Origin of the sequence: Brevibacterium sp. 239c (genome assembly GCF_900169365.1) — a bacterium.
Lineage (GTDB): Bacteria > Actinomycetota > Actinomycetes > Actinomycetales > Brevibacteriaceae > Brevibacterium.
Genome location: NZ_FXZH01000006.1, coordinates 44,331 through 57,989, shown reverse-complemented (window position 1 = coordinate 57,989; position 13,659 = coordinate 44,331). Strand labels below are relative to the sequence as shown.

Below are 13,659 nucleotides of genomic sequence, written 5' to 3'. Positions count from 1 at the left end.
GAACTGAGTGGTCGAATTGCGCAGTCCTGGCCTGAATCGAGTAGGGGCGCATGCGTCCTTCCTCCGAGTTGAGTATGAACGAAGGAATGATCCCGTAATGACCACCTGATGATGCGAATTCGCAGTAGCCAGGATGGGAAACATGATCTTTTCTCCCATGCTCTCGGCGCGACCGGCCAAGCTGTCTCCGAGGACAGTAAGATGACCACGAGCGCATTGTCCCAGGGGGCAATCACCTATCAAGCGGCCACCTACGCTGCGCAGATCGACACCGTGTTCGCCAGTCGGCGGCGGATGTTCCTCGCGATCTCCGTACAGGTCGTCATCACGATCTTCTCCACCTCCCTTGTCTTCTCACTGACGCACGGCCCCGAGGCCGTGTGGATCCTCCTGTGGTGTCTGCTCGATGCCCTCTCCGGCGGCAGCAGCTCCCTGGGAACGCTCTCCCGCTCAGTCAGAATCCCATTGCTGTCGGCTGTCATCGTCACTGGGACTGTCGCCTTCATCGCCGCATTCACCCCCTTGAACGAAATCATGTCCGTCGGCTCGGTCACCGGCGAGGACCACAATGTCTTCCTGCTGGCGCTGTGGGGGACCGCGGGTGCCACTGCCGGTGTGCGCGTACTGATCCCAGCGCTTCTGCCCAAACGCACACTTCGCATCGTCACCGAGGCGATCGGCGGCCGAAACCCGACCACCAGTGACCTCGTCGTCAGCCGGAGAACGAAGTCGGACAGCGATGCCTTCGTCTCGGCAGTCCTCGCAGAGGTGAGGCGTCGTGATGTCGAACTCGTCGAGCTCGCCTTCGGCATCGATGCGGAGGTGCTGCGACGGCTCTGCTGGGAACTGCGTAACCGTGATGTCGAACTCTACTTTCCCCTCTTCGACCTTGGGCTCGACCCTGCCCGTGTCCACGCCCGAAGTGCCACGGACAGCTCAGGACTGCTCATCTCACCGTCGCGACCCGTACTGCTCGTGAGAGTCCTGAAGAGGATGTTCGACGTTGTGACGGCAAGCGCCCTGGTCCTGATCCTCTCCGTCCCTCTGCTGGTCGTTGCGATCGCGATCAAGATCTCCATGCCCGGTCCGGTCTTCTACACTCAGGAGCGAATCGGTCTCGATGGTCGCCCTTTCAGAATCATCAAGTTCCGCTCGATGATCGTCAACGCAGATGTACAGCTCAAGGAACTGCTCAAATCCCAGGGGACTGCAACTCAGCCACTGTTCAAAGTGACGTCCGACCCACGGATCACCCGCCTCGGGCAGCTGTTGCGCAAGTCCTCGATCGACGAGCTTCCGCAGCTGTTCAACGTCATCGGCGGCTCAATGAGTCTTGTCGGCCCCCGCCCGCAGCGGGACGGCGAGGTGGCTCTGTACCAGGGATCAGACCACCACCGCCTCGGTGTTCGTCCCGGGATGACGGGCCTGTGGCAAGTCAGCGGACGTTCCGACCTCGGTTGGGCCCAGGCCCGTGAGTTCGACCTCTACTACGCACACAACTGGAACCTGAAGAACGACCTCACAATCCTTCTGCGCACCTTCGGCGCCGTTGTGCGAGCCGCAGGTGCGCAATGATCCAGGTCGCGCATCTCATCCACACAACGGGCATCGGGGGAGTCGAAACCGCCGCCGAGCTGATGTCGAGCAGCACCACTGCTCTCGGATATCAGGTCCTCGCCTTCGAGCAGATCGACCCGGCCGGGGTCTCAGCGGATTTCGCCGGCTCGGGCGTGAACTCGCCTCGAACGGTGATCGAAATGCTCATCCGGCTGCATCGGATGAGCCCCGACGTTGTCGTCAGTTCCCTGTGGCGCTCGGTCATCGTCGGCGGTCTGAATCGGCTGTGGCATCCGCACACCTCGTGGGTCCTCTTCATCCACAACTCGCGGTACACGCACCTCATCGACCGGCTCGTCCACCGTGTGGCGTTCCGATTCGCTGATCGCATCCTCTGCGATTCCGCGGCCGCGCTCGACGCTCTCGTCCCGATGCCCCTTCGGTCCCACGCTGAGGTGGTCTGCCCGGACTCGGCACTCCTGCATTTGGCACGTGGCTGGGCCGGTGACGAGACCGGGACAGACAATGGCGAATCTCGTGTGCCTCAACGGGACAGCCGGGACGTGGCGCAGCCGGTCCGCCTCATCTACTGGGGGCGGGCGGCCGCACAGAAGAGGCTGGATCGTTCGCTCGACCTGCTCTGCGCGCTCGAGAGGCTGCGCCCAGGCGGATTCAGCCTCGAGATCATCGCGCCGAGCAGTGGGCTGCTCAACTCGATCCTCGAAACCGCCGCTGAGCGCGGCTTGCCAGTGACCTGGCATGGCGCGGCGACACCCGAGGAAATCCTCGCTCATGCCGACGGAGCCCGCTTCTTTCTTCAGCTCAGCGACTTCGAGGGACTTGCGATGTCAGTTCGCGAGGCCCTCGCGCTGGGGATCATACCGGTTGTCACTCCCGTCGGAGCGATTCGCAGCTATACCGAGGACGGCACCAATGCGATCCATCTGCGGGTTCCGAGCAGTCCGGAAATGGACTCATCGGCGGGAGGAAGCAGCGAGATCTCCGCCGAAGCATATGCCCGTGCCGCCAGCCGAATCGTCGCGACGAGTGAGGATTGTCGACGGGAATCAGCAATGGCACGTGCGGCGCGTTCGGTCTCCGGAAATGACTACATCACCGAGTTCGAGGCCGCGCTCCTGTCCGTCACCGGGCCGGCGCCCACCGCCGAGGTGAACGGGCAATGACCAGCAGTCGTTTTCCCAGTCTCGGCCAGTTCGTTCTGCTCGGCATCTGTGGTCTTTCCTTGGTCTTTGCGTCCCTGGTCCGAGGTTTTCTGCCCCCGAGGTTTCTCCTCGATGACGGCCACGTGCAACGGGTCATCTCCAACCCTGGTGTGGCGCCCGAAGACACATCGTTCCATATGCTGGCGGGCTTCTATAGGGCCCTGGGGCTTGACGCATCACCCGCTTTGGCCAGCCTCGTGTCGATCACCGTGCTCATCATCTGCGTGCTCCTGGCCATCGGCTTCGCGGATTGGAATCGGGTGGGAATGCTCGGGGCCGGCGGCCTCGTTCTGACCATGTGTCTCGGCCTGGCCTATCTTGCGCAGTACACCAAAGAGTTCGTGTCTCTGCTCATCGCGTTCCTGGTGCTCCTGGCGGTCAGATCACGCCATGAGATCGTGCGGATGACTGTCATCGTCGGAGCCTGCCTCATCTACGGAGCATTGGTGCGGCCGTACTGGCTGATCATCGCCGCCCTCGTGCCGGTCATCTACTTCACCCTGCGAAGGGTGCGGAACCCCATCGTGGTGGTTCTGGCAGTGATCGTCGCGTTCATCGGTTTGGAGCTCGCCTTCCTGCTGTTCCAGGGTGAGCACCTCGGTGCCACAAGGGAAATGGTGAATTCGGGACGCGAAGACGCCTCCGTGGCGACCCTCATCCGCAATCCCGACTTCGGGACGACCCCGATCGCGGGAGTGCTCTCGATCCTCGTCGTCGCCTTTCAGCTCCTGGTCCCGATCACCCTGTTCACCATGGGCTCGTCCTATTACCTCGTGGCCGGTGTGGTCATCGCCATGCTGTGGACCCTGGTCGCCATAGCCATCTTCAGCGGACGTGCCCGGAACGAACGCAGAACGGGATGGATCGCTGCGCTGCTGATCGCACTCTTCATCGTCCTGGTGATCTTCGAACCCGACTACGGCTCGTACCTCAAACACCTCACCCCATTCCTGCCGCTGTTCCTCGCACTTCTTCCCCACCGGCGATCCGAACGAACGCCGGGTCGAGGTGTTGGCCACCTCACACCCGAGGACACACATGTCCTCGCCGCTCGAAGCACCCACCGGTCAACACCGAAGCGCCTGCTGGCCGCCCCGAAGGAAAGGAATGGCGATGAGAATCCTCCATGTCACTGATGCTGCAGCGGCCGGTGTTCTGGCCTCGGTCACCGCTCTGGCACGTGAGCAGGCCGCGAATACGAGCGTGGACGAGGTCCGGTTCGGATACACTCCGCGACCTGATTCGCCTCCACACGAATCGATCGTGGCCGGAATGGGCGAGGGAGTCGATGTCCTCCGTTGGTCGACGACGCCCCGTACCGCACTGCTCGGCCTGATGCGGGGGCTGCTGCGAGAGCTGCGCCGAGACGAAGCAGACGTCATCCACCTGCATTCATCTCGTGCGGGATTCCTCGGTCGACTCATCGCGAGCGTGACGCCGCCGAAGGCGCACATCGTCTACAGCCCGCACGGCTTCGCATTCAATCGCACTGACTTCACTGATCTGCAGGGATCCATGTTCTTGAGAATGGAACGGTGGGCTCTGCACGGTGGGACGGACTTGATTCTGGTCTCGGACAGCGAGGCCGCACTTGCCTCCTCGAACTTGCCGCAAGCACGAACTGCCGTGCTGCCAAACGTGGTCGATACCGCGAAATTCTCACCCCCGGCCGCCGACGCTCCAGCCCAGAGTGCCATCCTCAACATCGTGCATCTGGGGCGGATCAGCGCACAGAAACAGCCTGAGCTCTTCACCGAGATCGCGGCGAGAGCCAACAGCGCCCATCCCGGTCGATTCTCATTCACCTGGATCGGTGAAGGAGACAGGCAGCTCCTGCAGAGCAGCGGCCAGCGAAACGCAGAGGTCGAAATCGAGATCACCGGCTGGCTCGACGCTGAGGGCATCCGAGTTCAACTCTCACAGGCATCCGTCCTGCTCTTCACCTCCTTCGGCGAAGGCATGCCGATCTCACTGCTCGAAGCCGCGAGCATGGGGATTCCCGCGGTCGGATCCGACGTCGTCGGAGTCCGCGACTTGATCACAGAGGGCTCCAACGGGTTCCTCTTCAGAACGGTCGCAGAAGCGGTCGCCGCACTCGAACGGCTCCTTGACACGGAAGTCAGGACAGAGCTCGGAGCGGCAGCGAGAACCCGGGCAGTCAATGAACACGGCCGAACAGGACTGGCCGAACGGTCCCTGGCCGTCTACCGAAGCTTCCTCGCAACCACGGCCGCAACCACAGCAACAGTTACAACCGCACCGTCGGTGAACGCCCACCCGGTCGAGCACATGTCTACGGACGACGCAGAAAGCAGGTCATGATGAACGGCGAACAGATTGTGAGAATCTTCCTCATCAGACGGTGGTGGATCGTCGGGTCCGTGATCCTCGGCACCCTGGTCGGTGCGGGTCTGGCAACAGCCCTCCCACACGTCTACGACGTCAAGGCTCAGGTCATCGTCTCGATGGCGGAAAGCACCGATGTCAGTGCCGTGGAATCGGGGACCTACATCGACGACCTGATGCCAAACGTGTTGGAGGTCAGCCGATCGAACGATTTCGCGCATGAGGTGTCGAAAGGCTCCGACGTCGACCGTTCGACAGCTCAGATCCGGGATTCCTTGGACTTCGTCCTCGTGCCCGACACCTCGGTGATCGAGGTGCACGTTCAGGACCAGGACCTCGGCCAGGCTCGTGTGCTGGCCGACCGAGCGGCGCAGACGATGTCGACATCCTTCCTCACCGATCGGCTGGGCACTGTCAGCAGTTTGGACGTCTCTGTCCTGCAGAGGTCCGAATCCTCCGTAGACGGTGCGTACCCTGACCTGGTCCGCTTTGTGGGCCTCGGCGCCCTGGCGGGGCTGGTCCTGGGCCTTCTCCTCGCACCGATCAGACATGGGCTCGACCCCCGTCTTCGGGACTTCGGCGACATCAGAAGGACCTTGGGAACCGAGATGCTGGCCGTGCGGATGCGCAAGCCATCAGGTGCAATACGCCGGCAGGCCGCGAACTGCGGTGCCTCCACCTCGATTTCGGGTCTCCTGGCGCGGCTCGACCTCACCGGCAGGCGCCGCGGGTCGACGGTCGTGACACTGTGCGGTGTCGGGGGAGTCGGCAATCAGCTGGCTGCAGATCTCGTCGAGACCGCAGCAGCCAGTGGGATGAGCTGCGCTCTCGTCTCCGCCGATCCTGCGGAACTGAGCACCTCCCATTACCGCGAACTCTCACAGGTCACTGGAATCAGCGTCGTCGACGCGAATTCGCTTTCCGGTGAGAGTCTCCTCATCGGCCGAGCACTTGCCGACGCCCTGTGCGCGGTGCTGGCGGACTACGACCTCGTCATCTGCCTCAGCTCCGATTTCGCAGCCCACCCACAGACGTGCAGCTTCCTCGAACTCTCGGACATCGCCGTCGTGGTCACTGCCCCTCACCCGGTTTGGGCCGATCTGCGGTCGACCCAGGAGCTACTGCGGGCCGGAGAAAGCCTGCCGGTCGGTTTCGTCCTCGTGGATCAGCCACTGGAGGCGGACTCCGACACCGGGACGACCAACCACCGGCGCGACGCTTTCAGAAAGCCGGCAGCGAACCCCGCCGGCAGCGAATCTGTGAGCAGCGCCTCGGTGGGGGCCAGCTCGGCGACGACCACCTCGGCGGGACACGACACGCCCACGAAGGAACTCGATATAGTGCCGGGGCCGCGAGCCGTCACAGCACTGGCAACGCCGACAAACGGCAACGACGCAAATGGAGGACAGTCATGACACGCCCATACTGGCCGAGGCAGCTTTCTCGTCTCGGTGTGCAGAGAAATTCGTCTGTGACACGACTATTCGTGCTCGGACTCATCGACATCGTCTCGATAGTCCTTGCCTGGATGATGATCGTGACATGGTCATCTCATATCAATGCACCAGAGGGCCTCGTCCTCCTGGGCTCGATCCTGCTGTGCCAGATCGTCGTCGGGTCCGCGTTGTCTCTCTATCGCAATCGCTACCAGATAGGTTCGGCCCTCGAACTGCGCAGACAGGGAGTCAGCGCGATCATCGTCACCGCGTTGAGCACCATCATCGCCACCCTGTCGAACCTGTCGTTCGATCTGGCATGGTTCCTGCTCGCTCTGCTGAGCGCCCAGGTGCTGATGATCTCCGGCCGTCAGGCCCTGAGGATGTGGATCGACAGCCAGTTCCGTCCCCACGTCGGCCAGAAGGTCGTCGTCGTCGGTGCCGGTGAAGTCGGGGGTGCACTCATCAGCCAGATGCTCAGCGATCCCAACGGCGACTACATCCCCGTCGCCCTGGTCGACGACGACCGGGCGAAAGGCAGATCCGTTCTGCAGGGAGTCCACGTGCGGGGCCGCATCGACGACATTCAGACCGTGGTCGACGACCACGGGGCCGATGGTGTCATCGTCGCCATCGCTCAGGCCTCCACCGAAGTGTTCACCACGATGGTCGGTCGCCTCGATCTCACCCGAACCTGGGTGCGGACGGTTCCCGCCCTGGCCGAGCTGCTCTCCGATGATCTTGACCTCGCCAGGCTGCGCTCCATGGATGTCGCTGACCTCATCGGCAGGCAAGTCGTAGATCCGGAACCGGAAACGATCGGCAGCCTCGTCGGCGGTCGAACCGTGCTCGTCACCGGGGCAGGAGGTTCGATCGGGTCCGAACTGTGCCGTCTCATCTCAAAGCACGCACCCCGTCGCCTCGTCATCCTCGACCGTGACGAATCGGCGCTGCATGCGCTGTGCCTGAGCATGGATGGCCGGGCGCTGATGGACTCCGAGGACATCATCCTCGCCGACATCCGCGACGCCGACGCTCTTGCGGCCGTCTTCGACCGCATTCGCCCGCAGCTGGTCTTCCACGCCGCAGCGCTCAAACATCTGCCGATGCTCGAAAGCTTCCCCGGGGAAGGATGGAAGACAAACGTTCACGGCACCCTCAATGTGCTGCGCTGCGCTCAGCGGGCCGGGGTCGAGCGCTTCGTCAACATCTCGACCGACAAGGCGGCCAATCCGACGAGCGAGCTGGGACGGTCCAAGTACATGGCGGAGAGGCTGACCGCTCATTTCGCCGAGGTGACAGGCCGTCCGTACGTGAGCGTGCGATTCGGCAATGTGCTGGGTTCTCGAGGATCGGTTCTCATCTCGTTCTCTGAGCAGATCAGGCGCGGTGCACCACTGACAGTGACGCACCCCGATGTGACGAGGTTCTTCATGACCATTCCCGAGGCCTGCGTCCTCGTCCTCGAAGCAGCGTCCGAGGGCGCGCCGGGGGAGACGATGGTGCTCGACATGGGGGATCCCGTGCGGATCATCGACATCGCCCTGCGCATGATGACGATCGCCGGTCGCTCCTGCCCGATCACCTACACCGGTCTGCGCGAAGGCGAGAAACTCCACGAAGAGCTCTTCACCCCTGAGGAAGGCGCGAAGAAGAGCACGAACGGACGTGCCTGGCATGTGCGGATCAGGTCGCTGGAACCCTCGTCCGTCGAGGAACCCGGTGCCGATCTCCTGCTCATCCAGGAGGCCTATCGCAAGTGCCTCGCAGAAGGCGTGGTGGATGCCGCACCCGATATCACCTCCGCGCCCACAGACATCACGGACGAGAGGATCCGGGTGTCTGGGAGATACGAGTCAGGACCACGGGTCGATCAGTCGATTCTTGTGCCCATGGAACGCACCGCCGAAATCAGCTCCCAGCTCGCGAAGGGACAGATCCGATGATCGAGCCCATCCCGCTCTGTGTTCCGAGCGTCGGTTCTGCGGAAGAAGCCGCAGTGTCACACGCCCTGCGATCAGGGTGGGTGGCACCGGCCGGGCCGCAGGTCGACCTGTTCGAAGCCGAGCTTGCCGAAGTCACAGACCGGCCCGAAGTGGTGACCGTCAGTTCGGGTACCGCCGCGCTCCACCTCGCTCTCCTCGCCGCGGGCGTGAGGCCAGGCGATGAGGTCGCAGTGGCGACGCTGACATTCGCAGCGTCGGCGAATGCAGTGGCGTATGCCGGGGCTCGTCCTCTGTTCATCGACTGTGACGAGTCGGGGCTGATGTCTCCGGAGCTTCTTCGTCTGGCGTTGAGTGAACGTGGTGCTGTCGGTCGACCGGTCCGTGCCGTCATCCCCGTGGATGTTTATGGTCGGCCGGTCGATCATCCCGCGATCGCCGAGGTGGCCCGTGATTTCGGTGCTGTCGTCGTCGCCGATGCAGCGGAGTCGCTGGGAGGCCTGCTCGACGGTCGTCCGGCAGCGTCGTTCGGAATGTTTGCCGCCGTGTCTTTCAACGGAAATAAGATCATCACCACCTCCTCGGGTGGGGCGGTGATGTGCCCCGACCAGGAGAGCGCGCAGCGCGTGCGGTATCTGGCCAGCCAGGCTCGGCAGCCCGTGCGTCACTATGAGCATACGGAGACAGGATTCAATTACCGGCTCTCGAACATTCTGGCGGCACTCGGATCGGCGCAGCTGTCTCGGCTGCCGGAGATCCTGCGCGCCAAACGCGCCCATTTCGAGACCTATCGCGCCATGGCTGAGGGCATCGAAGGCGTGAGCATCCTCGATCCTGCAGACGGGAACTGCTGGATGAACACGCTCATCCTCGAAACCGAACGCGATGCGGCCGAATTGTCGACGACATTGGCCGAGCTCGGAATCGAGACTCGTCCGGTATTCAAACCGATGCACCTGCAACCGGTGCACTCCGACTGCGATCTGTCCTTCATCACCGGCCAGGCGGAAGACCTGTATCGCAGGGGAATCGTCCTGCCGTCGAGCACGAATCTGCAGGCGGAGCAGATCGCTCGGGTCGTCGCCGGTGTCGTGGAGCTCTTCCAATCGAGGAGCAGAGTGCTGTGAACCGATTCTCACGCGCGCTCGTCATCGCACCACATCCCGACGACGAGGTCCTCGGTGCAGGCGGTACGATGGCCGCTCTCAGCGCACACGGATGCGAAGTCCACGTCCTGGTGGCATCACAGGACAAACCGCCCCTGTATCCGGCGGACACTGCGGGACTGCTCCGGGACGAGGCACAGCGAGCGCACGAACTCCTCGGTGTCGCGAGCACCGAGTTCCTCCCGCATCCGTCAGTCGAGCTGGCTCGCATGGGCGTGGCCGAGCTCAATTCCGGCATCCAGAGAGCCATCGACCGTCTGCGGCCCGATCTCGTGCTGGCGCCGTTTCCCGATCGTCATCTCGACCACAAAGCCGTGTTCGAAGCGGCCATGGTCGCTACCCGACCGCTGGGGGCCGGCGCCGGGATCATTGCTGTGGCACTGTACGAGACGATTTCGGAGACCCACTGGAATGCGCCGCACATCGAAGCGAACTTCGTCCCCGACTGGTTCGTCGACGTCTCGGATCACATCGATGCCAAACTGTCGTCCTTCGCCGCCTATGCCTCTCAGGTGCAGGACTACCCGGGACCGCGGTCGCTGCGGGCCCTCGAATCTCTGGCCATCTTCCGCGGCAGCCAGGTGAATCTCGAATTCGCCGAATCGTTCCACACGGTCCGGCGCGTCAGCAGGTTCGACGTCTGGGGCCTCGAATGAGAACCCCAGGGGCACTGGAGAGAATCGGCGGCGATGCGATGGCTGTGGGCCTCGGACAGCTCGCGGCTTTTGCCTATCCGATCATCAGCCTGCCGTTGCTGACCCGGCTGTTGGGTGTCACCGCATTCGGCCGGGTGATCATCAGCATTGCGATTCTGCAGCTGATCGTGCGGCTGTGCGACTACGGATTCTCCGTCAGCGCAGTCCGCAGGCTCGCCGTTGCGAAGACCAAGCGTGAACGATCTGAAGTCATCACCTCGACCCTGTTCGCGGTGCTGCTCCTGTGGGTGGCTGGAACCGGTGTGCTCCTGGCGATCGTGTCCGTCATTCCCTCCCTGCGCGGAGACTTCGAGCTCTATCTCATCGGCACGCTCGTTATCGCCTGTGGAATCGGATTCCCCTCATGGCTGCTCCAGGGACTGCGGAAGCTCCGCCTGTTCGCGGTGATCACAGCGGTTTCGCGCATCATCGCGTTGCTCGGACTCATTGTCACAGTGCACACCTCACACGACATCGGGTGGGCGATCACCTGGCAGTTCGCCCCTCCACTCATCGCCTCACTCATCATGTGGCCGATCCTGGCCCATCGGGAGGTGCAATGGTGCAGGCCCAGCCTGGGAGCGGCGAAATTCGCATTGACCGATGGCCGCACCCTCTTCTTCTCATCGATCGCACACAGCATCATGGGCTCGGCACCGGTCGTGGTGCTCGGAATCGCCTCTGCCCCGATTCAGGCAGCCCACTACGGTGCCGCAGAACGATTCGGAAATGCCGGGCGCGGTGTTCTCTTCGCCGTCACCGATGCTCTGCTGCCGCGCATGGTCGACGCTCACGACCCAGCACATCGAGGAATGTCCCAGTCCAAGCTCATCATGATCATGATCTTCTCGATGTTCGCATTAGGAGGAGTCACGCTCATCCTCGTCGCCCCGTGGTTCGTCCCCTGGTATCTGGGGAAGGGGTTCGGACAGGTCGTCCCGGTCGCCCAGATCATCGGGTTGGCGCTCATCGCCAGTGGTGGGGTAGCCGTGCTCATGCTCGACCTCAACTCGCAGCGACTCTACTCCCTGACCGCGACGGCCATGATGTGCGGCGCTGCCATCCACCTTGCCGCTCTCATACCTCTGGCGCTCGTCTTCGGTGCTCCTGGTGCGGCGTGGGCCCTCGTGTTCGCGGAGACCCTGATCACCGGGCTCCTCTTCCTTCTGCGTCGGCGAGCTGCGGCGAAGCGAGCAGCAGAACCCAGTCCGCCGATAGACAGTCCGTCAATAGGCATGGCACAGGAAGTCGTCGATCGTGAGATCTGAAGCAATGAGTCCGGACCAGATTCTTGAGGGCACACGCACCTACAAGGTCACCGTTGTCGTTCCCGCGTACAACAGCGCCGCCACACTCCCTCGCGCGCTGAAATCACTGCAGGCCCAGACGAGTTCTGACTTCTGCGTTCTCGTCATCGATGACGGTTCAAACGAGGAGATGCTTGAGCTCATGCCGGACGATCCCCGCTTCTTCGGGCACCGACTTCACCGGAATCAGGGGTATGCAGCTGTGACGAACCATGCTCTGGACATGAGCGCAAGCACATGGGTGCTGTTCCTTGATTCCGACGACTCCCTCGACCCTGAGTGCATCGAGGTCCTCGTTGCACGAGGTGAGGCGGAGAACTCCGATTTCGTCGTTCTTCCGCATAAGACGTTCGAGCCCACAGGTTCCGTGAGCGTTCACGGGATCGTCGCTACGACCTCACCGGTGCCCGCCGGACGAGCCCTGCGGCACTTTATCGACGGACGGGTCCACCCCAACCAGCACCACCTCTTCCGACCCAACCATGTGCGGGCGAAGCCCAACACCTACAGCGACCTCGGCTTCATCGTCAATCTGCTCGCCACGATGTCCACGGTCAGCTTCGAGCCCCGCCCCATGTACAACTATTTCCTCCTCTCTGACTCGGTGACGGCACAGCTGAGTGAACGCATCTGGGACTTGGCCACGGTCCTTGACGACTTCGAGGGCGCACTGAGAACCATGTACATCGGTCGGGAGGCGGTGGAGGCCATCCATCGCATGCGGTGGACACAGCTGAATTACATGCTCAGCAAGGCAGCCGGTGACACCTCCTCGCCCCGGCTGAAGTCGGACGTTTACTTCTGGTGTCGCAACGAGATCCGATTCTCACATGTCGTTGATGCGCTGAGGACCCGTCAGGCTGCCAGGGGCTTCTCGATGGCCCTAGCGCGGGTGGCCCCGCGAACTCACAGTTATGCCTACCGCCTGCGCGGCAGCCTCAAGGAGCGGTGGCTGTGAAGACGACATCCTCGATCTCACGGCGTCGCTGGATGATCGGCACCGGCCTGTTCGTGTCGGTCGCAGCGATCTCAGTAGTCAGCGGAAGCCAACCGACCAGGGCCATGGCCGGTAGGTTCGGCTTCACCGTGAGCTCACCCAAAGCCGGATTGCAGGAATTCGTCCGAGACGTCAGAGAGGTGAAGGCACTTGGCGCGGCCTGGGTGCGGTTCCCCGTCGTCGGGTTTCAGATCGTGAGGTCGTGGTCGGTCGAAGGGCGAGTGGACTTCGATCCCGAGCGGCTGAAGATCTATGACAAAGCCATTGCCTTCGTCGAATCCATGGGCATGAGCATCTGCCTGCTCACCGTCGATGGTGCTCCGGCAACGCGGAACACCCCACAGTATCTGACAACGATGAAGCGGTACTGGGGGCTGCTGGCTCAGCGTTACGGCTCATCGGTAGCGGTGTGGCAGGTGTACAACGAGGTCAGCGATATCGACTTCCGGACCGCAGCTGGCATCAAGGGCAGCCGCGAGGCCTACTATTCCGATCTCGATGAAGCTCTGGGAGTGGCACGAGCAGCGATTCATCAGCACGCAGCGCACGTTCGGATCACGACGAGTGCCAGTGGCTATCCGGTCGATGATGAGAAGGAGAAGGAATGGCTGCGGTTCTTCGCCGCTGTCTCCGGCCATCTCGACATCTGCACTATCGATCTCTATCCCGTCCTCTCCGCCCCTGCGATCAAGTCTCTGCCCGATCGGATCGAACGATTGGAGAAAGCCCAGGGTATGGCTGTGTCCGTGGGAGAGTTCGGGCTCCAGACAGGGCTCGGACGGTACACAGAGAATCAGCAGGTCGAATCTCTGACGAAGACGATCGGCGAATTGTCGAGAACCAGGGCAGACCCAGTATTCGTCTATCGCCTGCGCGACGACGGTGCGTACCAGGACGACGGGTTCGGTCTCTTCAACATCGATGGGACCCCGAAGTCATCCGTGTCAGATGTCGCCGCCGCCATCGCCCACTACTACCCGAATGGATGA

At 62.6% G+C, this 13,659-nt stretch carries 11 protein-coding genes; all 11 read left to right on the top strand.

The features are described 5' to 3' along the window. The first annotated feature begins 201 nt into the window (after window positions 1-201). Genes BSP239C_RS07370 through BSP239C_RS07320 form a run of 11 tightly spaced genes read left to right on the top strand, consistent with a single transcriptional unit; the run spans window position 202 to window position 13,659 of the window. Complete coding sequence (locus BSP239C_RS07370) at window positions 202-1,575, top strand: sugar transferase (RefSeq protein WP_101571429.1); 1,374 nt, start codon at window positions 202-204, stop codon at window positions 1,573-1,575. After that, window positions 1,572-2,741, top strand: coding sequence for a glycosyltransferase family 4 protein (locus BSP239C_RS07365; protein WP_101571427.1), 1,170 nt, complete (start codon window positions 1,572-1,574; stop codon window positions 2,739-2,741). Before BSP239C_RS07370 ends, BSP239C_RS07365 begins: the two co-directional genes overlap by 4 nt. After that, entirely contained in the window at window positions 2,738-3,916 is a 1,179-nt protein-coding gene (locus BSP239C_RS07360) for a hypothetical protein (protein ID WP_101571424.1), read from the top strand. Before BSP239C_RS07365 ends, BSP239C_RS07360 begins: the two co-directional genes overlap by 4 nt. Beyond that, complete coding sequence (locus tag BSP239C_RS07355; protein ID WP_101571701.1) at window positions 3,894-5,102, top strand: glycosyltransferase; 1,209 nt, start codon at window positions 3,894-3,896, stop codon at window positions 5,100-5,102. The genes BSP239C_RS07360 and BSP239C_RS07355 overlap by 23 nt, the downstream gene beginning before the upstream one ends. Beyond that, window positions 5,099-6,541 (top strand): Wzz/FepE/Etk N-terminal domain-containing protein, encoded by a 1,443-nt coding sequence (locus BSP239C_RS07350; protein ID WP_101571422.1) that lies wholly within the window; start codon window positions 5,099-5,101, stop codon window positions 6,539-6,541. The genes BSP239C_RS07355 and BSP239C_RS07350 overlap by 4 nt, the downstream gene beginning before the upstream one ends. A 56-nt stretch (window positions 6,542-6,597) precedes the next feature. Next, window positions 6,598-8,508, top strand: coding sequence for a polysaccharide biosynthesis protein (locus BSP239C_RS07345; RefSeq protein ID WP_257930117.1), 1,911 nt, complete (start codon window positions 6,598-6,600; stop codon window positions 8,506-8,508). Then, window positions 8,505-9,632: an aminotransferase class V-fold PLP-dependent enzyme gene (locus tag BSP239C_RS07340; protein ID WP_101571418.1), complete on the top strand. Its 1,128-nt coding sequence runs from the start codon at window positions 8,505-8,507 to the stop codon at window positions 9,630-9,632. The genes BSP239C_RS07345 and BSP239C_RS07340 overlap by 4 nt, the downstream gene beginning before the upstream one ends. Further along, entirely contained in the window at window positions 9,629-10,327 is a 699-nt protein-coding gene (locus BSP239C_RS07335; RefSeq protein ID WP_101571416.1) for a PIG-L deacetylase family protein, read from the top strand. The genes BSP239C_RS07340 and BSP239C_RS07335 overlap by 4 nt, the downstream gene beginning before the upstream one ends. Continuing rightward, complete coding sequence (locus BSP239C_RS07330) at window positions 10,324-11,634, top strand: lipopolysaccharide biosynthesis protein (RefSeq protein WP_101571414.1); 1,311 nt, start codon at window positions 10,324-10,326, stop codon at window positions 11,632-11,634. The genes BSP239C_RS07335 and BSP239C_RS07330 overlap by 4 nt, the downstream gene beginning before the upstream one ends. After that, window positions 11,624-12,631, top strand: coding sequence for a glycosyltransferase family 2 protein (locus tag BSP239C_RS07325; RefSeq protein WP_145997420.1), 1,008 nt, complete (start codon window positions 11,624-11,626; stop codon window positions 12,629-12,631). The genes BSP239C_RS07330 and BSP239C_RS07325 overlap by 11 nt, the downstream gene beginning before the upstream one ends. Continuing rightward, the gene (locus BSP239C_RS07320; RefSeq protein WP_101571410.1) at window positions 12,628-13,659 is read left to right on the top strand and encodes a hypothetical protein; all 1,032 of its coding nucleotides are present in this window, start codon (window positions 12,628-12,630) and stop codon (window positions 13,657-13,659) included. The genes BSP239C_RS07325 and BSP239C_RS07320 overlap by 4 nt, the downstream gene beginning before the upstream one ends.